Origin of the sequence: Halopenitus persicus (assembly GCF_002355635.1) — an archaeon.
Lineage (GTDB): Archaea > Halobacteriota > Halobacteria > Halobacteriales > Haloferacaceae > Halopenitus > Halopenitus persicus_A.
This window is the reverse complement of record NZ_AP017558.1, coordinates 2083224-2103318: the sequence shown is the minus strand read 5'-3', so window position 1 is coordinate 2103318 and position 20095 is coordinate 2083224. Positions and strand designations below refer to the sequence as shown.

Genomic DNA, 20095 nt, shown 5'->3' with positions numbered 1-20095 from the left:
TGTTCTGTTCCCCTTTCGCGTGCGTCGCCGTGCGTCCGACCGCGGTGGTATTGACCTCCGTTCGAATCGTTTTCCGTCTTCCCTTCGCTCGATGTGACGGCGTGCGTCGGCCGGCAGAATGGAAGACGTTCGACCGGCAAAACGGAAGACGTTCGACCGGCAGAACGGACGAGGACCTCGCCGAGGGGATCGCCGCGAATGGCTCGCCGTCGCCAATATATAATTAGAAATTGTTACACGAAATAAATACTTAAATACAGTAAATTTGAATAGAATCTCCGTGAGGTGGAAGACGTGAGTGTGCGGTCGTCGGCCGAGGAGGAACGAAGCGGGAATGATGCCGGGAACGGCAGCGAGGGCGGTACGGGGACGGATCGGAACGGAAGGACGTCCTGGCCAGCCACGGCGGTCCCCGCGCCGCGGCCGCCGGACGATCCGGACGCGTGGTACGCGCCCGCGGTCCGGGCACAGTACGAGCCGGTCTCGGGAATCGTCACCACGATCCGGGAACGCGACGGCGAGTTCGTCCACGAGAGCCGCCGGCCGCCGCTGTCGCCGACCGACGAGGCCGCCCTGGCGACGATTCGGGACCACTTCTCGGCGACCCGCCATCGGCGTCCGCTCACCAGACAGGGCGTACTCGAGCGGGCGAACCGCGGGTTCGAGCCGAAATACGAGCGGGCGATCGACCGGCTACTCGAGACGACGCCGGCCGCCCGCCGGCGGATCGATCACCACGCGTTGAGCGAGCTACGGCTGCTCGAGGATCTGACGCCGCTCGCGGTGGATCCCCGGATCGAGGTGGCCGACGTGGGCGATTCCGACGAGCTGGTCGTCCATACGGAGTCGTTCGCGCCGGTCCGAACCGGCGTCTCCGCGGACGCCCGATACGTCGACCGCGTCGCCGGCGAGCGGCTCCACCGGTATACGGTTCCCTTCGCCGGCTTCGACGTGGACGTGGTCATCTACCGGGAGCGGCTCCTCGGTTCAGACAGGTTCGAGACGAAGTACGCGGTCCTCGAGCCGGACCTACTGCCGGGCGACGAAGCGCTGATCGACGAGTGCAAATCCCGGATCTGGGAGTCCAACGTCGACCGCGTCGTGACCGATCGGGAGTCGTTCGTCGCCGACCGAGCCCGGCGATTCCTCGCGCGACGGCTGCTGGCGAACAACGCCCGCGCGTGGCTCGAGGCGACGCGCTACCGGGTTCGGTCGACGCTTGCAGCCTACGGGCTCGCCGTTCCCCCGATCGACTCCCGCTACGCCCGCGATCGGCTCGATGACCTCGTCTACTACGTGTTGCGTGACTACGTCGGCGAGGGCATCCTGACGGTTCCGATACGCGACCCGAACCTGGAGGACATCGAGGCGAACCGGGTGGACGAACGGATCAAGGTCGTGCCGCGAACGACCGTCTTCGACGATGCCGGCGGCGCCGGCGACCGCGTGCCGACCAACCTGGCGTTCACGACCGAGCGGGAGTTCGTCAACGTGGTGACCCAGCTGGCCGCCAGCGACGGCACTGAGCTCAACGCCGCGCGCCCCTCGGCGAAGGTGAACCTCGACGTCGACGGCGTCGCGGAGACGATCCGGTGTGCGGTCGCGCTGCCGGTGATCTCCGAGGGTGGTCCCCACGTCTCGATCCGCAAACAGTCGGCGGAGACGATGACGCCGGTCGACCTGCTCGACCGGGACGCGCTCTCGACGGAGCTGGTGACGCTGCTGTGGCTGCTGTATGAACACCACGGTGTCGTGCTCTTTTCCGGGCCGACGGGCGTCGGGAAGACGACGTTGATGAACGCGCATATGCCGTTTATCCCCTTCGACGACCGACCGATATCGATCGACGAGGGGTCACGCGAGGTCCATCTCCCCCACGAGACGGGCGTCTCGCTGACGACCCGCGACCACGAGAACGAGTACAAGCGGGTGACGATGGCGGAGCTGATGACCGAGACGAACTATTTAAACCCCGACGTCGAGGTCATCGCGGAGATCAACACGCCGGCGTCCTTCGCGACCTTCGCCGAGACCCTGAATACTGGCCACGGGGTGCTCGGAACCACACACGCCGAGGACGTCGAGACGCTCGTCAACCGGGTGATCGAGCAGGGGCTGCCGGCGTACCTGCTTCGCGAGCTGGATCTGGTGGTGTTCCCCCACAAGACTCGTGGGGAGCGATACGTCGCACACGTCGTCGAGATCCTCTCGGACGAGGAGTTCGAGGCGCTCGACGGCGCCGCGCTCCGGGGGACCGACGGCGTACGGCGGCGGGGTGGCGGCGGCACGATACGGAAGGACGGGACCACGGTGCACTGGAACACGGTCGCCTGGCGTGACACCGACGGGACGTTCGCGATCGAGTACGACCACCCGGCGCTGGCGAGCGACGGGGACGACGCGACGTCGGCGGTCGGCGAGACCGACCGCGGTACGGCCACGGAGGGATCCCTCGGCTTCGCGCTGTTCACCCGGCTCGCGGAGCGGACCGACCGCGACGTCGCCGACGTCGAGGCCGAGTTCCACCGAAAACACCGGTACGTTCGCTACCTCGCCGCTGAGGGGGTCGACGACTTCGAGGCGCTCTTCGAGTTCCTCTCGGATCTGCGGACCGACGAGGCCGCGACGGTCGAGCGCGCGCTCCGATCGACCGACGCCGGCACCGAATCGAACGAGGGCAGTCCCGCAGCGCCGGAAAACGGGGGCCCCGATGACGACGCCACGAACGACGGCGTTCCCGGAACCGATCGCTTCGACGAGGAGTCCCGAAGCGAGGCTGCCGAATGAGCGACGGGGATCCGGCAGTTTCGAGCACCATGGCGACGCCCCCCACGGCGCTCGGGAACGGGTCGAAACGCGGCGATCGCGACGGGACGGCGGAATCCGACATCGACCCCGCCGAGCCGCATCGATCGGTCGTCGGAACCGACTCGGGCGTCTCCGCGGTCGACCGCGGGCTACACGCGCTGTTCGCCCGGCACGCCGACGCGGCTCGGCACGCTCGCGACCGCGACCGGTATCGGGCAACCGCGATACGGACCGCGTTCGACGTGCTGCTCGCTCGAATATACGGCCTCTCGTGGGCCGTCGGCGTCGCAGTCGCGATGCCCGTCGTGCTGATCGGACGTGGCCTTTCGCCGGCCCTCCTGACCCGGGTCGACGCCGCGCTCGCGTCGGGGCTGCCGACCGACGGGATCGGACTCGCCCGGCTCCCGCCGGAGTGGGTCGTCCTCGGCGCGGCGGTTCTCGCCGGCGCCGTCGCAAAGCGTGGCGTCGTCCGCGGCGGCGGATCGTACCTCCGGTGGATCGCGACCGCTCGGCGGACGGACATCGAGCGCACCCTTCCGGGCGCGGTCCGATACCTGCACGCGCTCTCGTCGGGCAGCGACACCGCACGCGGGATGATCCGCAAGACGGCAGCCAACGAGGCCTACGGCGAAACGGCCGTCGCCTTCCGGGCCGCGCTCAACAGCGCGCGCCTGACGGGCAGTCTCGATCAGGCGCTCGGGCGCGTCGCGCGGGATACGCCCTCGAACGACCTGTTGGCGCCCTTCCTCCTCAAGTTCCGCGAACACGCCAACCAGGGCGAGGACGCCCTCGGCAACTACCTCGCGATGGAGGGGCGGATGCTCGGCCATCGGGAGGACCGGGCCCGAAAGCGCGCGGAGGGGTTCCTGGAGCTGCTCTCGGAGCTGTTCATCGTGTTGTTGGTGTTGCCGACGCTGCTGGTCATCGTCCTGACCGTGATCGGGGTGATCGCGCCCGGCCTGTCGGATCCGATCCACACGCCGGTCGGCTCGACGTCGACGCGCGCCGCGATCGTCTACGGCAGCGCGGCGTTCATCCTGGTCGTCGGGCTCGCCTCGTCGACGATGGTCGAACGGCTGCGGCCGCCCGACCAGCGGACGCACTACGAGCTGCCGGACGGGGTGGTGGCGCTGTGTCGGAGCGTTCCCGTCAATCCTCGATCCGCGGCGGCGGTGGTCGCCGGTCCGGCGATCGGCGCGAGCGCGGTGCTCGCGAACGCCGGCGTCGATCCGGTCAACGTCGTGGCGCTCGGCTACGTCCTCTTCGCCGTGCCGACCGGGATCGTCTCGGTCCGGCGCGCCCGACTCGACGACGCGAAGGACCGGGAGATCAAGGACTTCGTCCACGCCGTCTCGGGGCACGTCTCGCTCGGTCGCCCCTTCCCGGAGGCGGTCGCGCTCGTCGCTCGGGACGTCGACCTCGGCGCGCTCGACGCCGACGTGGCGGACCTGGCGTTCAACCTCTCGCTGACGACCGGAAACGAGCGGGCCGCGCGGAACGTCCTCGATCGGTCGACGAACGCCGATGCGGAACCCGATGGGAACGCCGACGCGGGGGCCGAACGGATCGCCAGCGCCGAGGCCGAACGGAAAACGGTCCGAACCGCGGCGCTGAACCGGTTCGTCGAGAACGTCGGGACGCCGCTGGCCGAGCAGACGGTGGGGCTCATCACGGGGGCGCTCGACGCCGGCAGCGACACCCAAACGGTCTTCGAGACGCTCCAGACGGAGATCGGACGGCTCTACCACCAGAAACGAGCGCTTCGGTCCGCGATGCTCGTGTACGTCGCGGTGGGCTGGACGGCGGCGCTGTTGGTCATCGGGATCGTCGTCGCGGTCAACCTCCACGTCATCGACGGGTTCGCCCAGCTCTCGGCCGTCTCGGATGCCTCGGCCGTCCGGTTCGATCCCGGAACGATACGCCCCGAGCGCGAGCGGTATCGTTTCTACGTCGTGCTTCAGGCGACGATGCTCGCGTCGGGCTGGTTCGCGGGGGTCGCCTCCCGCGGCTGGTACGAGGCGCTGTTGCACTCCGGCGTTCTCGTCGGGGTCTGTTACGTCGTCTTCGCGGGGGTCGGGCTGCTGTGAGCCCGGATGCACGGGATCCCGTGACGCCACGTTCGGGGCCGACCACCGACGGGAAACCGCCGACCGACGGCGTCCGAGCGACTGGCCGCGGCCAATCGACGGTCGTCGGAGTGACGCTCCTCATCGCGATCACGGTCACGAGCCTGGGGTTGATCACGGCCGGTGCGGGCGTCGTCATCGAGGAGCACGCGCGGGCGATCGGGATGGAAACGACGACCGCCGACCTGACCGACGCGATCGACGCGACCGCCCGCGGCGGCCGGACGACGGCATCGGTCCGACTGTCCGGCGGTCGCATCGACACGATCGACCGAACCGTCCGGGTACACGACGGCGACGGCTGGCAGTCCCTCGAGGCGAACGGGATCCGCTACGTCCCGAACTCGGGGAACCAGCGCGTCGTGAGCGTCGCCGGGCTCGTCGTCCGGGAGTACGGCGACGGCGCGATCGCCGTCCGGGATCCGGCGCTCCTCGTCGGCGAGGACGCGTTCGTGGCTACGATCCCCGTGATCCGGGGCGGCGGGGCGGTCGGTGCGGGTAGCCGGACGGCCGGCAGGGCGGACGGCAGGGCAGTCGACGGAACGATCGACGCGTCGGGCGGGACTGCTCGCCTTCGGATGGTGGTCGATCACGACGAGCGGGACCTGGGAACCGGACCCGTCCGGATCGCCATCGAGACGTCGACCCCGGCCGCAGTCGAACGGGCGATCCGGCGGACTGGCGACCGGGCCGCCGCAAACGATCCCGAGGCGGATCCCTCGCTGTCGATCGACCGACGACGGTTCGCCGGCGACGACTACGGGAGCGTGGTCGTGACGGTCGACGGCGATCGGGAGGGGTACCTTCTGGTCCGCACCATCGATCTGGATCTGGAGGTGACGAATGGGTCGTAAGCCGCCGCTCCGAACCCACGGAACGCCGACCCGATCCCGAACCGCGTCGACGACCCGGTCCCGTGCCGTGACGCCGGTCGCCGGCAAACTCCTGGAGATCGGCATCGTCGTGCTGTTCGTGGCCACGCTGTCGACCGCGCTCTACGGCGGCGTGGTTCCGGACTACCGGTCGGCGGTCGCGGAGGAGGTCGGCGACCGGACGCTGACCGCGGCCGGTCACGCGATCACGTCGGCCGTCCCGCCGGATCCGCGCTCGTCGGCGGTCCGCTCGGCGACGACCAGGCGGGCGGTCGACCTCCCGGAGACGATCCGGGGCGAATCATATCGGATCCGGTTCGCCGACGGGGCGCTCACGCTCGAGCACCCGGACCCGGCCGTCGGCGGCCGGCGGCGGCTTGCCTTCCCAACGGAGCCGGCGGGGACGGCAAGCACCTGGCGGAGCGACGCACGGACGCTCGTCGTGGTTCGTCGGGTGGAGACGGGGCTGACGGTGGAGTTGGTGAATCGATGACCGTGCCGCGACAGCGTGGGATCGAGCGTGGCGGTCCCGAACGCGCTCGTGCCCAGGCTGCGTTTCCGACGCTCGTCGTCGCGCTCGTGATCCTGACCTCGGCGACCGTGCTCGCCGTCTCGGTCGCCGACGAGGCCCGAACGGCCGCGGAACGCGACGGCGTGACCCGCGGTGCTGCGGTCACGCTGGCCGACGTGCTCGTCGATCCGGAGGGACCGACGACGCGGCGCCGGAACGTTCTCGACCGGGAGGCGACGCTGGCGCTCTCGGCCGAGACGGTCGAGAACGCCGTCCCGGCGGTTCGTGGACGGGCGTTCCGGATCCGGATCGCGGGCGACGCGGTCGCGGAGCTGCCGGTCGAGGAACGGACGATCCTGGAGCGTGGGTCGGTCCGCGGGGGCGAACGCACGAGCCGGATCGCGGTCCTCGCGCACTCAGAAAACCGAACTCACCGTGTCCACGTTGACGGGGAGACTACGCGGGAGGCATCCGCCGCCGCACGAACCGCTACAGTCAGGATCGTCTCCGGGAACGTGACCGCGGTTCGGGTAAACGACCGGGTGGTGCTGCACCGGCCGGACGGGATCCGGGGTTCGGCGACGGTCGATCTTCCTCGAGGGCGAGCCGCGACCGTCGCGTTCACGGGGATCGGCGTGGTCGAGGTACGGATCGAGCACGAGCGACGAACGCCGGTGGTCCTCAGGGTGACCGTCGATGGATAGGGTGACCGTCGATGGATAGCGGCGCACCCGACGATGCCGCCGCCCGCGTCGCGCTCGACGGGGCCACGGAGGGGTCCACCCCGCCGTCTCGCGGCCAGCTCTCGCTGTCGGCCGTCGAGGCGGCCATCGGCGTGGCGTTCGTGCTGGCGCTCGCGACCGCGTTCACCGTTGTGCCGCCGGATCCTGGCACCGGGGCCGCGGACCTCGACGCCTACGCGACCGACGTCGCGACGGTGCTCGGGAACGAGGGCGGGGCAGTGCTCGGCGATGAGGCCGGGGCGATGTTCGGTGATGAGGCCGGGACGGAGGACGACGGCGACGGGAACGCGACCGGAGCGCCGCTTCCCGCGGCGATCGCGACCCCGGAGACCTTCGCGGCCGAGCGCGAGGCGATCGACGCCCGCACCGACGCGCTCGTCCCCGACCGGCTCCGGTATCACGTGAGGACTCCCCACGGCGACGTCGGGACCGAACCGCCGTCCGGGGCGACCGTGGGCCGGGCGGCGCTGCACACGCGAAACGGACGAGTCGTCGTGGCGGTGTGGCGGTGACCCGAACCGGAACGCGAGCCGGCGCCGGTCGCGACCGCGGCCAGCTCGTCCTGCTCGCGGCGGTCACGCTCGCGCTGGCGCTCGTGCCGCTCGCGCTCGCGTACCTGCAGCTCGGGTACGCGGGCGACGTGGCCCGGGAGCCGGCGGTTGAAACGGCCGGGCCGGCTGGATTCCCTGGCGGAGCCGACGCCGCGGTTCTCGAAGCAGTCGACCGAACGGCGACGATTCGGATCGGTGACGTCGCCGGCGCGTACGGATGGAGCGATCGCCGGGCGGCGGTGTCGGCGTATCACGACGGCCTCGAGGGGGACCTCGACGCGGTTGAGGGGGCGACGATCCGCGACGGAACGGTGATCGCGGTCACGGCGGCACCCTCGGTCGCAGCGGCCCGGAGCGCGGCGTCGTGTCCCGCCGGTCCGAACCGCGTCTTCGGCGGCTGCGAGGCTGATCGCGGCGTCGTCGTGCAGGACCGCGCGGGAACGACGACGGTCGTCGCCGTCGCCCTCAAGGTCGACATCCGGCGGGCGAGCGGGACGACCACGGCCACGGTCGTCGTCGTGCCGTGAGCCGACGACGTGACCGGACGACGTCTCGGTCGGACGCGACACGCTCCGTGGCGACACGTATTTGGGCGCGTTCGCCGAACGTCTGCCCGATGCCGAGCGAGGACGCGCACGAGGACGTCCGCTATCTGGCGGGGTCGCCGGGCCGGATCGAGATCCTCCGGACGATCCGCGAGGAGCCGCTGCGGCCGGCAGCCATCACTCGCCGCGTCGACTCGACGCGAACGACGGTCCAACGCGTGCTCGCGGGGTTTCGAGAGCGCCGCTGGGTGGTCGAACGGGACGCGACCTACCGGCTGACCGCGACCGGCGAGCGGGTGTGTGCCGCCTACGAGGGCCTCCTCGATGCGACCGCGCGGGCCCGCGAGTTCGCACCCTTCGCCGCCAACGCGGAGCCGATCGCCGCCGAGATGCCGGCTGCGGCCTTCGAACACGGGAGCCTAACCGTGGCGACCGCCCAGGATCCGCTCGCGCCGGTCGACCGCCTGATCGACCGGTTCGAGGAGACCGAGGGGGCCGCCGTCAGAAGCGTCTCGCCCATCGTCTCGCGGACGTTCAACGAGGCCGCGATGGAACTGCTCGGGCGGGGGACGAGCATCCGGCTGGTGATCGACGAGCGCGTCCTCGAAACCTCCGCCGAGACGTTCCCGGAGGCGCTGACGCGCGCGGTCGACCGCTGCGACGTCTCAGTGAGCGTTCATCCGGACCCGCTCGGGGTCGGACTGTTCACCGATCGCGAGGGGCCACGGACGTGTCTGATGGCCTACGACGACCAGAACACGCCACGAGCCCTGCTCGAGTGTGCCGACGAGTCGGTCCACGAGTGGGCGCTGACGTGGTTCGATCGCGTCCGGGATCGATCGCGGCCGCTCGAGGGCGTGATCGACGACGGCGCAATCGAGGACGACGGCGCAATCGAGGACGACGGCGCAATCGAGGACGACGGCGCAATCGAGGACGACGGCGACGACGGTGACGGATTCGACGGCGATCCGAACGACGGGTGACCCCACGGTCGACCGGACGTGCGATCCCGATCGCGGTAGGGCGGCAGGAGGGCCGAATCGTCGAGCTGCGGCATCGCGAGCGTCACGGATCGCCCGCGGGTCGACGTTCGCGAGCCGCCGAGGTATATGTATCCGCTGTTGGATGTCGATCCCTCGAGTACGAGTTACTACTCCTGTAACAGCAGTGCGCAACCCGGACGAAGCGACCGTACGCGGAACCCACGTCGGCGACGCCGCGCGATCCGCGTCGCCACGTGACCGCACGTTCAAGTGGACCGCCCTCCGACGAAGGGAGTATGGAGGAGGGCGAACGAGGGACGAAGCCCGCTGGCGGTCCGGAGACGGCGTCGATCCGGCACCTGGACGAACGAACCGTCCAGCGGATCGCCGCCGGCGAGGTCGTCGAACGGCCGGCGTCGGTGGTCAAGGAGCTCGTCGAGAACGCCCTGGACGCCGACGCGGACCGGATATCGGTGTCGGTCACGGACGGCGGCACGTCCCGGATCCGGGTGCGCGACGACGGCGTCGGCATCCCGCCGGCCCAATTGCCCGACGCCGTCGCGGAACACGCCACCTCGAAGATCGCCGACATCGAGGACCTCGATTCGGGGGTCGGGACGCTCGGCTTCCGCGGCGAGGCGCTGTACACGATCGGGGCGGTCTCCCGGCTGACCGTCAGATCGCGTCCCCGACCGGACGCACACGACCCGACCGCGTCTCGGGATGGGGAGCAACCCGACGTCGACCTCCCGCCGGACGCGGGCGCGGAGCTGACCGTCGAGGGCGGCGAGGTCGGGGACGTCCGGCCGGCCGGCTGTCCGGTCGGGACGACCGTCGAGGTGGCCGATCTGTTCTTCAACACGCCCGCCCGCCGGAAGTTCCTCAAGACCGACGCCACGGAGTTCGACCACGTCAACCGGGTCGTCACGCAGTACGCGCTCGCGAACCCCGACGTCGCGGTGTCGCTCGAGCACGACGGCCGCGAGACGTTCGCCACCCAGGGGAACGGCGACCTCGAGAGCGCGGTGCTCGCGGTCTACGGTCGCGACGTCGCCCGGTCGATGATCGCGGTCGACGACGCGGTCGAGGACGAGGCCGAGTCGGAACGAACGGAAGCCGTGGCCGGAACGCCGGTCGAGCGCGTACACGGGCTCGTCTCGCATCCCGAAACGACGCGGGCGAACCGGGAGTACCTCTCGACGTTCGTCAACGACCGATACGTGACCGCGAGCACGCTGCGGAACGCGGTCGTCGACGCCTACGGCGGCCAGCTCGCCCCGGACCGGTACCCCTTCGCCGTCCTGTTCGTCGAGCTGCCGGCCGGAACGGTGGACGTGAACGTTCACCCCCGAAAGCTTGAGATACGCTTTGATGAGCCGGCGGCGGTACGCGAGACGGTGACGTCGGCGGTCGAATCGGCACTGCTCGACCACGGCGTGATCCGGTCGACGGCGCCGCGCGGGCGGTCGGCGCCGGCGGAGACGACCGTTTCTCCGGGCGAGGACGGCAGCCCCGACGACGAAGCGGTCGGCGGTGCGGGGACGCGACACGAGCGCGAGGCAGCCGCGAACGCCGCGAATGCGGCCGATGTGAACGATCACAAACTCGAGAGCGGGACGAAAGCGGGAACGGAGACGGAAGCGGAAACGAAAGCAGAAACGCACACCGAAACGGAACCGGAGACCGAGATGGGATCCGGCACGGGACCCGAAACGGATCCGGAAACCGAGGCGGACACGACCGCGATCTCGCCGACGGACGAGGACGCCTGGTCCGTCTCCGGACTGGGCGAATCCGAAGCGCACCCGGAACCGGGGTCAACGACCGGCGGAGCGAGCGTACCGCCCTCGCCGAGACGGTGGCAGTCGGACGACGGCGACCGTCAGGACGACGGCAACCGCCAGGACGACGGCGAAACGGGGGCGACCACTCCGACGGGATCGACCGACGCGGCCACCCAAAGCGACGCGGCCGGCGTAGCCGCCAGGGACGACGCGACCGGCGTAGCCGCCAGGGACGACGCGACCGGCGTAGCCACCGCGGACGACGCGACGGACCGCGCTTCGAGACCGACCCCGACGGCGACCGATCAGGGCACGCTTCCGACCGCCGGAGACGACGCAACCGGAGCGGCCGAGGGGGTCGCGACGCACGGTGGCGAGGGTCCCGATCCCGGGCCGATCGGGGGAACGACCGCCGTCGAACGGACCTACGACTCGCTGCCGCCGCTCCGCGTGCTCGGACAGCACCGGGAGACGTACGTGGTCGCCGAATCCCCCGACGGGTTGGTGCTGATCGACCAGCACGCGGCCGACGAGCGAGTCAACTACGAGCGCCTCCGGGCGCTGTTCGCGGACGGCGCGCCCGCACAGGCGCTGGCCGAACCGGTGTCCATCGAGGTGACCGCACGGGAGGCGGCGCTGTTCGGGGAGTTCCTCGATGACCTGGCGGCCATCGGCTTCCGGGCCGAACGGGCCGCCGATCCCGGGCGGGACGACGATCGGGAGATCGTCGTCTCCGCCGTGCCGGCGGTCTTCGACTCGACGCTCGACCCGAAACTGATTCGGGACGTGCTCGGGTCGCTGGTCGACGAAGCGAGCGCGGACGACGCGCCCGTTCGCGACGTGGTCGACGACCTCCTGGCGGATCTGGCGTGTTACCCCTCCGTGACGGGCAACACGTCGTTGACCGAGGGGTCGATCGTCGACCTCTTGGCGGCGCTGGACGACTGCGAGAACCCCTACGCGTGTCCCCACGGCCGCCCGGTGATCATCGCGTTCGACGACGACGAGATCGCCGACCGGTTCGAGCGCGACTATCCCGGCCACGCGGGGCGACGGCGGGAGTAGTCGTCGGCCGCACCGAAGCGGGGAGGCGGCGCAGCGGTCCGTTCCGGACGTTCAGCGACTCGTTCCGGACGTTCAGCGACTCGTTCCGGACGTTCAGCGACTCGTTCCGGACGTTCAGCGGGACTTCGGCCACATCACCTATATACCCGGCTTCTGTGGGGCCGATATGGAGCGGGAGCGGTGACGGATCTGGTGACGTTCGGCGAGGCGACGATGCGTCTCTCGCCGCCACGTGGCGGCCGACTCGAAACGACCCCGTCCCTCGACGTGCGGGTGAGCGGCCCCGAGAGCAACGCCGCCGTCGGGGCCGCCCGGCTCGGCGTCGACGCAGCCTGGCTCTCGAAGCTTCCCGCCTCGGCGCTCGGACGCCGGGTGGTCGCGGCGCTTCGGAGCCACGGCGTTCGGACCGGCATCGCCTGGACGGACGCCGAGGCGGGGCGCGTCGGGACCGTTTACGAGGACCGTGGCGCCGCGACACACGGGACGACGGCGATCGACGACCGGGCCGGATCCGCGTTTACCACGGTCACGCCGGCGGATCTGCCGGACGGCGTCGTCGAGTCGACTGACCGGGTTCACACGACGGGCGCGACGCTCGGCGTCTCGGACCGGGCGCGGGAGACCGCGCTCGACCTGCTCGAGGCCGCCGGGGAGGCGGACGTTCGACGCTCGCTCGCGCTTCGGCATCGGGACCGGCTGTGGGACGCCGATCGGACCGCCCCCGCCGACCGCGTCTACCGTGAGGCGTTCGACCACGTCGAGACGCTGTTCGTCTCCCGCAGCGAGGCCCGGTCCGTGCTGTCGTGTGAGGGCGACGCCGTCGAGATCGTGCACTCGCTGCGGACCGAGTTCGACCTCGAGACCGTGGTGCTCACCCGGGACGGGGCGGAGACCGGGGCGGTCGCGATCGACGCGGGGGCGGTGCACGAGGGCCCCGCGTACCGGGTTGACAGCCGGGACCCGTCCGGCACCGACGACGCGTTCGTCGCGGGGTTCCTCACGGAACGGATCGCGGGGGGATCGGTCCCCGACGCGCTCGAGCTGGGCGCTGCCACCGCCGCATTGACGGGAACGATCGACGGCGAGGCGGCGATCGTCTCCCGCGAAGCGGTCGACGCCGTGATCGCCGATCCGAGCGCCCTGGATCGATGAGCCGACGACTGCGGGTCGGATGAGTCCCCGACGTCGGAACGGGCGACGCGGTCGCGGTGGACAACGCTTACTACCGCGCGAGCGCGACGATCGGTATGCACGTAGTCGTGATCGGCGCGTACGGGAGCGCCGGTGCCGCAGTCGCGGAGGGGCTCGCCCCGGCCGTCGGAACCCGGGTCGACCAGCTCACGCTCATCGACGACGGCGAGCCCGGCGGGGGACTCTGCATCCTCGAGGGATGCATGCCCTCGAAGGAGCTCCTCTCGGCGGCCGCCCACCGGTTCCAGGGCCGGGTCGACGACCGGCTGACCGGCGAGCCGCACGGGCTCGACCTGGAGCGGATCGTCGCGGAGAAGAACGACCGGACGCGCGGCTGGGCCGGCCACCGGCGCGAGTCGATCCACGAGATCGCGACCGACGAGAACGCGGAGTTCATCCACGCGCCGGCGACGTTCGTCGACGACCACACGATCGAGGTCGGCGGCCGGACGATCGAGGCGGACTACGTCGTGATCGCGACCGGGTCGGTCCCGAACGTCCCGGACATCCCCGGCCTCGAGGCAGCCGGCTACCACACGAGCAGGGACCTGCTGCACGCGACCGAGCTGCCGGAGTCGGCGGTCCTGCTCGGGTTCGGGTACGTCGGGCTGGAGATGGCGCCGTACCTGGCCGAGGCCGGCGTCGACCTCACCGTGATCGAACACGACGAGCGTCCGATCGACGAGGCGGACCCCGAGTTCGGCGACGCCCTGCTGGAGATCTACCGCGAGGAGTTCGACATCGACGTCCGAACCGAGGTCTACGAGGATCGCGTCACCGAGACCGACGACGGGATCCGGCTCGACCTGGTCGACGCCGACGGCAACAGGGGTCCCGAGCCGGTCGAGGCCGAGGACATCTTCTGTTTCACCGGTCGGGTGCCGAACCTCGACCGGATCGGGATCGAGCACACGTCGCTGTCGCCCGAGGACGGCTGGATCGACGCGACGATGCGCCCCCCGAACGCGGACCGAACGTTCGTCGTCGGCGACGCCAACGGTCGCGAGCCGATCCTCCACGTCGCCAAGGAGCAGGGGTACCGGACGGCCGAGAACATCCTCTCGCACGCACGCGGCGAGCCGATCGAGCCGTACGGGAACGTCCATCACCACGTGATCTTCTCGGGCGCCGCGGTCTACCCGTTCGCGCGGGTCGGCCACACCCCCCGGTCGGCCGTCGAGGCCGGCCACTCGATCGTGACGGCGACTCGGCAGGCCAGCGACGACGGCGTTTTTAAATCGAAGGACGCCCCGCACGGACTGGCCCGGCTCGTCGTCGACGCCGACGACGGGACGGTGCTCGGCTGGCAGGGGCTCCACTACCACGCCGACGTGATGGCGAAGACGCTCCAGCTCGCCGTCGAGATGGAGCTCGACGTCCGGGCGATCCCCGACCGCGCGTACCACCCCACGACGCCCGAGATCCTCGACGGGTTGATCCGCGAGTGTGCCGCAGGCGTGGCAAAGAACGGGGAATAGCGGGGCGGACCGACGCGGCCGCCGACGCCGAGGACGTCAGTCGTCCGGATCGCCGCGGTCGGCGCTGTCCGTGGGCGTGTCGTCCAGCCGCACGCGAACCTGCTCGATGCGATTCCGGTCGGTCTCCTCGACGACGATCGTGACGCCGGTCTCGGGGACCGCCACGGCGTCGCCGACCTCGCCGAGCCGACCGAGACGGGCTGTGACCAGCCCCGCGATGGTCTCGTAGTCGCCGGCACGGGGCAGTTCGATCCCGAGGGCGTCGTTCACCTCGCCGACGGTCACCTCGCCGTTCACGAGCAGGCCGTCGTCGGTGTGTCGCAGGCTGCGGGGTTCGCCCACCTCCGCGATCTCGCCGACGATCTCCTCGAGGACGTCCTCGATCGTGACGATCCCCTCGGTCTCGCCGTACTCGTCGACGACGACCGCGAGCGGGGCCCGGCGCGCCTGCAGCTCCGCGAGCAGCGCGCCCACGCGCCGGGAATCGGGCACGAGGACCGGCTCCCGGAGGACGTCCGCAAGCGATAGTCCCTCCCGGAGCGCACGCTCCGCGTCGCGGACGTCGACGATCCCGACCACGTCGTCGAGGGAGTCGCGGTAGACCGGGACGCGCGTCACGCGCTCGCGGGCGCACAGGCCGACGATTTCGGAGAGCGGCGTGGTCTCGTCCACGGCGATCACGTTCGGACGCGGCACGAGCACCTCCCGGACGCTCGTCATCTCCAGGTCGAAGACGCCCTGGACCATCCGGCGCTCGCGCTCGTCGATCGCGCCGACGTCCTCGCCCGTGGCGATCAGTCGCTCCAGCTCGGCCCGGGTGAGCTCGGTCGCGGCGGCCGGCTTCGACCCCGTCAGTCGGTCGAGCACCGAGACGACGCCCTCGAAGACGGTGACGACCGGGGAGATGGCGCGCTCGAAGGCCGCGATCGGGCGTGCGACCAGGAGCGCGATCCGCTCGGCGTTGGCGACGCCGTAGGACTTGGGCGCGATCTCGCCGACCACCAGGATGAGCACGGACATCACGGCGGTGGCGACGGTCACGCCCGCCCCGGGACCGTAGATCGTCGCCAGCGTCGCGGTCGCGAGGCTGGCCATCGAGATGTTGACGACGTTGTTGCCCACCAGGATCGTGACGAGCAGGCGGTGGGGGTCCTCCCGGAGGCGTGCCAGCGCCGCTCCGTCGGGGTCCGATCCGGACGCGAGCGCCGCGATCCGGTGGCGTTCCAGCGAGAAGATCGCGATCTCGCTGGCGGAGAAGAACGCGCTACAGCCCAACAGGATCGCGATCACGCCCGCCGCCATCGCGGTCGAATCGAGGATCATACCGTCCCCAGAACGTCCGGAGGATTATAAACCGGGGAGGCGTCCGCGGCAGCCGGCAGGAGACGTCCGCGGCAGCGGAGCAGGAGGCGTCGGAGGGGCCGACCCACGTCTCGCTCCACCGAGTCGCGATGCGGTGATCGACAGAAACCGACACGGACCGCGCCACCGGTCACCACGGGGACGACGACGAGAACACTCTTAAAAGCATCCGTGAACAATCGAGCGTATGAGACACGTAACGGTTCCGCAAGACCGGATCGGCGTCCTCATCGGCGAGGGCGGCGAGACGCTGCGCGAGGTGGAGGACCGCGCCGACGTGCGTCTCGACGTCGACTCCGAGACGGGGTCGGTCGCGATCGACTCGACCGGCGATCCGGTCGCGGCGATGGTGGCCCCCGACATCGTCAAGGCGATCGGCCGCGGGTTCACCCCGGAGGTCGCGCTCTCGCTTCTGGACCACGACCTGCGGCGGTTCGAGCTGATCGACCTGGCGGACCACACGCGAAACGACAACGACCTGCAGCGGAAGAAGGGTCGGATCATCGGCGAGAACGGCCGGACGCGCGAGCTGATGGAGGAGTTGACGGGCGCCGAGGTCGTCATCTACGGATCCACGGTCGGCATCATCGGCGGCGCCGAGGAGGTCTCCGCGGTGCGGCGAGCGGTCGGGATGCTGCTCGACGGCGCCCCCCACGGCGCGGTCTACTCCTTCCTCGAGCGGAAGTCCAACGAGCTCGACGACGACGTCAGCTTCTCGGCACCGCAGTGACCGCGACGGCAGGCGGAGAAGCGTCGCCACCACGACGACGGGCGAGCCAACGCGGCGACAAGCGAGCCAACGCGGCGACAAGCGAGCCAACGCGGCGACAAGCGAGCCAACGCGGCGGCTGAGCAGGAACCACGGCGGCTGAGCAGGAACCACGGCGGCTGAACGGGGCCGATTCGCTTCACGATCGGGGATGGCTTATAAATATAACCGTGATCCAGGCCCGAAAATGCTTATAAACCGTGCTATGCGATCGGATACCACACGGGTTCTCCCCCACCCCGTTGGGCGCTTCCATCGACCGGTAGCGTAATCCTTTTATAGAACTACAGACAATCACACGCTGTACTATGAGTCAGCGACAGCGAATGGGCAACCAGCCGATGATCGTACTTTCCGAGGAGTCGCAGCGCACGTCCGGCAAGGACGCGCAGACGATGAACATCACGGCCGGCAAGGCCGTCGCCGAGTCGGTCCGCACGACGCTCGGTCCGAAAGGGATGGACAAGATGCTCGTCGACTCGACGGGCGGGGTCGTCGTCACGAACGACGGCGTCACCATCCTCAAGGAGATGGACATCGACCACCCGGCGGCGAACATGATCGTCGAGGTCTCCGAGACGCAGGAGGAGGAAGTCGGAGACGGAACGACGACCGCCGTCGTCGTGGCCGGTGAACTCCTCGACCAGGCCGAGGAACTCCTCGACCAGGACATCCACGCGACCACGCTCGCGCAGGGATTCCGCCAGGCCGCCGCGAAGGCCAAGGAGATCCTCGAGGACGAAGCCATCGAGGTCACCGAGGACGACCGCGAGACGCTCACCGAGATCGCCGCGACGGCGATGACCGGCAAGGGCGCGGAGTCCGCCAAGGACGTGCTGGCCGACCTCGTCGTCGACGCGGTGCTCGCCGTCGCCGACGACGACGGCATCGACACGGAGAACGTCTCCGTCGAGAAGGTCGTCGGCGGCTCCATCGACGAGTCCGAGCTCGTCGAGGGCGTCATCGTCGACAAGGAGCGCGTCGACGAGAACATGCCCTACGCGGTCGAGGACGCCAACGTCGCGCTGTTCGACGGCGCCATCGAGGTCCAGGAGACGGAGATCGACACCGAGGTCAACGTCACCGACCCCGACCAGCTCCAGCAGTTCCTCGACCAGGAGGAAAAGCAGCTGCGCGAGATGGTCGACCAGCTCGTCGAGGTCGGCGCCGACGTCGTCTTCGTTGACGGCGGCATCGACGACATGGCCCAGCACTACCTCGCGAAGGAGGGCATCCTCGCGGTCCGCCGCGCCAAGTCCGACGACCTGAACCGGCTCGCCCGCGCAACCGGCGGCCAGATCGTCGCCACCCTCGAGGACATCGAGGAGGACGACCTCGGCTTCGCCGGCTCCGTCGCACAGAAGGACATCGGCGGCGACGAGCGCATCTTCGTCGAGGACGTCGAGCAGGCCCGCTCGGTCACGCTCATCCTCCGCGGCGGCACCGAGCACGTGGTCGACGAGGTCGAGCGCGCGGTCGACGACTCGCTCGGCGTCGTCCGGACGACGCTGCTGGAGGGCGCGGTCCTGCCCGGCGGCGGCGCGCCCGAGACGGAACTCGCGCTGCAGCTTCGTGACTTCGCCGACTCCGTCGGCGGCCGCGAGCAGCTGGCCGTCGAGGCGTTCGCCGACGCGCTGGAGGTCATCCCGCGCACCCTCGCCGAGAACGCCGGTCTCGACCCCATCGACTCGCTGGTCGACCTCCGCGCCCGCCACGACGGCGGCGAGCTCGGCGCCGGCCTCGACGCCTACACCGGCGACGTGATCGACATGGAGGAGGAGGGCGTCGTCGAGCCCCTCGGCGTCAAGACCCAGGCCATCGAGTCCGCCACCGAGGCGGCCGTGATGATCCTCCGCATCGACGACGTCATCGCTGCCGGCGACCTCAAGGGCGGCGGCTCCGACGATGACGACGACGCGGGCGCCGGCGGTCCCGGCGGCGCCGGCGGTATGGGCGGCATGGGCGGTATGGGCGGCATGGGCGGCGCAATGTAAGCGTCGGTTCAGGACAGCCACCACCACACCCACACGACCCGTCGTTTCGCCGTCACCCCGATCGCGTCCGGCCCCTCGCCGCGTCGATCGCGAACAGCGTCCGAACATTTTTCGGATATTGAACCGGATTTAACATCTCCACGGCGGATAGCCACAAGGGCCGATCCTGCTGAAAGTGGCGGTAAGACTGTGGATGAACTGATACTTTATAACGAGTGCCGATAGTATGTACCAATAGCAACTTATGGTGGTGGATCTACGACAGCGACGTCGTTCCGTATGTACCCTCTACTCTCCGAACCCGGATTTCGACTCGTATAGGGGGCAACGGCCGAATACCCGCCGGTGGTCATCGATCCGTTTATCCGACGGACAGTTCGACGTCGCGACCGTCGAGCGCCGAAAGCGGCCGACACGAGGGAGGTCGAACGGCGTACAAACTCGTGTCTCAAAATCCATACATATGTCGGATATGAGGTCGTCCACACTGTGCGTGTCGGGGAGCGGACCGCGGAGCCGGGAGGAAGGATGGGACCGGTGAGCAACCACGAGTGGACGGTGATGAAGGCACTCATCGACGCCCAGTCACACACGAACGCGTGTATGGAGCAGTACCTCCTGTATGCGACTCACGAGGAGTTCGGCCTCGACGACGACGGGATCGAGACGTGTCTCGAGGAGGCGATCGAGAGCCACGAACGGGCGATCGAGGACCTGGAGGTTGCTCGGGAAGCGCTCCGAGAGGACCGTGCTACCCGTTGGAGCGTCGTCGATCACGGTCGCTATCACCGACGGCGATCGGATGACGGCGGTAGGTATTTCGGAGCGGTAACATACCCCCCATAAAAATCGTTCTCACGGTGATAATTGACAACGTCTTTATCGGGGGTACACGGTAGGACGAGTAAATGCGGCTCACCGTTCCGACCGATTTCGAGATCCTCTCCGCACTCTCCGACGGTCGTCGAAACAACGCCGCAAACCTTGCATATGTTCTGGACCGAAACCGGTCCTACATCAACACCCGTCTGCCGGTGTTGACCGACTACGGGCTGCTGGAGCGTGTGGGTCCCGCGCCGAACAGCGGCCTCTACGTGATCACGGATTGGGGACAGATCGCGGCGCGGAACCAGGCGGCGTACGAGGACGACGACCTCGACTTCGAGGCGCTGATCGAGCGGGAGCTGTCCGAGCGCGACGGCGACGACGAGTCGTAAGACGCGACGACCGCCTCGCCATCGCGTTGGACATAGTTCAACTAAACCACCGATATCGATCTCGGAGCGACCGGTTCTGACCCGAGGAAACGT

At 69.6% G+C, this 20095-nt stretch carries 16 protein-coding genes; 15 read left to right on the top strand and 1 reads right to left on the bottom strand.

Features of this window, described 5'->3' with window-relative positions:
- Window positions 1-294: 294 nt before the first annotated feature.
- The 11 genes from CPZ00_RS10250 to CPZ00_RS10200 all read left to right on the top strand — a co-directional run bounded on the left by CPZ00_RS10250 (window position 295) and on the right by CPZ00_RS10200 (window position 14660).
- Window positions 295-2787 carry a type II/IV secretion system ATPase subunit gene (locus CPZ00_RS10250; RefSeq protein WP_394338438.1) on the top strand — a complete coding sequence of 831 codons (2493 nt, stop codon included), beginning with the start codon at window positions 295-297 and terminating at the stop codon, window positions 2785-2787.
- On the top strand, window positions 2784-4895 hold the full coding sequence (locus CPZ00_RS10245; RefSeq protein ID WP_233255074.1) for a type II secretion system F family protein: 2112 nt from the start codon (window positions 2784-2786) through the stop codon (window positions 4893-4895). The genes CPZ00_RS10250 and CPZ00_RS10245 overlap by 4 nt, the downstream gene beginning before the upstream one ends.
- On the top strand, window positions 4892-5788 hold the full coding sequence (locus CPZ00_RS10240; protein WP_096390789.1) for a DUF7289 family protein: 897 nt from the start codon (window positions 4892-4894) through the stop codon (window positions 5786-5788). The genes CPZ00_RS10245 and CPZ00_RS10240 overlap by 4 nt, the downstream gene beginning before the upstream one ends.
- Window positions 5778-6299: a DUF7266 family protein gene (locus CPZ00_RS10235; protein ID WP_233255073.1), complete on the top strand. Its 522-nt coding sequence runs from the start codon at window positions 5778-5780 to the stop codon at window positions 6297-6299. The genes CPZ00_RS10240 and CPZ00_RS10235 overlap by 11 nt, the downstream gene beginning before the upstream one ends.
- On the top strand, window positions 6296-7021 hold the full coding sequence (locus CPZ00_RS10230) for a DUF7263 family protein (protein ID WP_157744225.1): 726 nt from the start codon (window positions 6296-6298) through the stop codon (window positions 7019-7021). Before CPZ00_RS10235 ends, CPZ00_RS10230 begins: the two co-directional genes overlap by 4 nt.
- Window positions 7022-7032: 11 nt before the next feature.
- Window positions 7033-7572, top strand: a complete 540-nt coding sequence (locus tag CPZ00_RS10225; RefSeq protein WP_199243349.1) for a DUF7262 family protein — start codon at window positions 7033-7035, stop codon at window positions 7570-7572.
- Window positions 7569-8138, top strand: coding sequence for a DUF7261 family protein (locus tag CPZ00_RS10220; protein ID WP_157744224.1), 570 nt, complete (start codon window positions 7569-7571; stop codon window positions 8136-8138). The genes CPZ00_RS10225 and CPZ00_RS10220 overlap by 4 nt, the downstream gene beginning before the upstream one ends.
- Before the next feature lie 89 nt (window positions 8139-8227).
- The gene (locus CPZ00_RS10215) at window positions 8228-9142 is read left to right on the top strand and encodes a helix-turn-helix transcriptional regulator (protein WP_096390786.1); all 915 of its coding nucleotides are present in this window, start codon (window positions 8228-8230) and stop codon (window positions 9140-9142) included.
- A 296-nt stretch (window positions 9143-9438) separates the two neighbouring features.
- Window positions 9439-11991: a DNA mismatch repair endonuclease MutL gene (mutL, locus tag CPZ00_RS10210; RefSeq protein WP_096390785.1), complete on the top strand. Its 2553-nt coding sequence runs from the start codon at window positions 9439-9441 to the stop codon at window positions 11989-11991.
- A 180-nt stretch (window positions 11992-12171) separates the two neighbouring features.
- The gene (locus tag CPZ00_RS10205; protein WP_096390784.1) at window positions 12172-13143 is read left to right on the top strand and encodes a sugar kinase; all 972 of its coding nucleotides are present in this window, start codon (window positions 12172-12174) and stop codon (window positions 13141-13143) included.
- 95 nt (window positions 13144-13238) lie between these two features.
- Window positions 13239-14660 carry a dihydrolipoyl dehydrogenase family protein gene (locus tag CPZ00_RS10200; protein ID WP_096390783.1) on the top strand — a complete coding sequence of 474 codons (1422 nt, stop codon included), beginning with the start codon at window positions 13239-13241 and terminating at the stop codon, window positions 14658-14660.
- A gap of 36 nt (window positions 14661-14696) precedes the next feature.
- Here CPZ00_RS10200 and CPZ00_RS10195 read toward each other — a convergent pair whose 3' ends face one another.
- The gene (locus CPZ00_RS10195; RefSeq protein WP_096390782.1) at window positions 14697-15983 is read right to left on the bottom strand and encodes a hemolysin family protein; all 1287 of its coding nucleotides are present in this window, start codon (window positions 15981-15983) and stop codon (window positions 14697-14699) included.
- A gap of 226 nt (window positions 15984-16209) precedes the next feature.
- On the opposite strand from CPZ00_RS10195, the gene CPZ00_RS10190 reads away from it, so the two are divergent.
- The 4 genes from CPZ00_RS10190 to CPZ00_RS10175 all read left to right on the top strand — a co-directional run bounded on the left by CPZ00_RS10190 (window position 16210) and on the right by CPZ00_RS10175 (window position 20002).
- Window positions 16210-16752 carry a KH domain-containing protein gene (locus CPZ00_RS10190; RefSeq protein WP_096390781.1) on the top strand — a complete coding sequence of 181 codons (543 nt, stop codon included), beginning with the start codon at window positions 16210-16212 and terminating at the stop codon, window positions 16750-16752.
- Between the two features lie 380 nt (window positions 16753-17132).
- Complete coding sequence (thsA, locus tag CPZ00_RS10185) at window positions 17133-18785, top strand: thermosome subunit alpha (RefSeq protein WP_096391677.1); 1653 nt, start codon at window positions 17133-17135, stop codon at window positions 18783-18785.
- 528 nt (window positions 18786-19313) lie between these two features.
- Window positions 19314-19631: a hypothetical protein gene (locus tag CPZ00_RS10180; protein ID WP_096390780.1), complete on the top strand. Its 318-nt coding sequence runs from the start codon at window positions 19314-19316 to the stop codon at window positions 19629-19631.
- Between the two features lie 62 nt (window positions 19632-19693).
- The gene (locus CPZ00_RS10175) at window positions 19694-20002 is read left to right on the top strand and encodes a phage repressor protein (RefSeq protein WP_096390779.1); all 309 of its coding nucleotides are present in this window, start codon (window positions 19694-19696) and stop codon (window positions 20000-20002) included.
- The last annotated feature ends 93 nt before the right edge of the window (window positions 20003-20095 follow it).

Coding starts and splice junctions, on each gene's coding strand:
- CPZ00_RS10190 (WP_096390781.1), top strand. CDS start 16,210: ATGAGACACGTAACGGTTCCGCAAGACCGGATCGGCGTCCTCATCGGC.
- CPZ00_RS10235 (WP_233255073.1), top strand. CDS start 5,778: ATGGGTCGTAAGCCGCCGCTCCGAACCCACGGAACGCCGACCCGATCC.
- CPZ00_RS10195 (WP_096390782.1), bottom strand. CDS start 15,983: ATGATCCTCGATTCGACCGCGATGGCGGCGGGCGTGATCGCGATCCTG.
- mutL (WP_096390785.1), top strand. CDS start 9,439: ATGGAGGAGGGCGAACGAGGGACGAAGCCCGCTGGCGGTCCGGAGACG.
- thsA (WP_096391677.1), top strand. CDS start 17,133: ATGATCGTACTTTCCGAGGAGTCGCAGCGCACGTCCGGCAAGGACGCG.
- CPZ00_RS10180 (WP_096390780.1), top strand. CDS start 19,314: ATGGGACCGGTGAGCAACCACGAGTGGACGGTGATGAAGGCACTCATC.
- CPZ00_RS10225 (WP_199243349.1), top strand. CDS start 7,033: ATGGATAGCGGCGCACCCGACGATGCCGCCGCCCGCGTCGCGCTCGAC.
- CPZ00_RS10215 (WP_096390786.1), top strand. CDS start 8,228: ATGCCGAGCGAGGACGCGCACGAGGACGTCCGCTATCTGGCGGGGTCG.
- CPZ00_RS10175 (WP_096390779.1), top strand. CDS start 19,694: ATGCGGCTCACCGTTCCGACCGATTTCGAGATCCTCTCCGCACTCTCC.
- CPZ00_RS10230 (WP_157744225.1), top strand. CDS start 6,296: ATGACCGTGCCGCGACAGCGTGGGATCGAGCGTGGCGGTCCCGAACGC.
- CPZ00_RS10200 (WP_096390783.1), top strand. CDS start 13,239: ATGCACGTAGTCGTGATCGGCGCGTACGGGAGCGCCGGTGCCGCAGTC.
- CPZ00_RS10245 (WP_233255074.1), top strand. CDS start 2,784: ATGAGCGACGGGGATCCGGCAGTTTCGAGCACCATGGCGACGCCCCCC.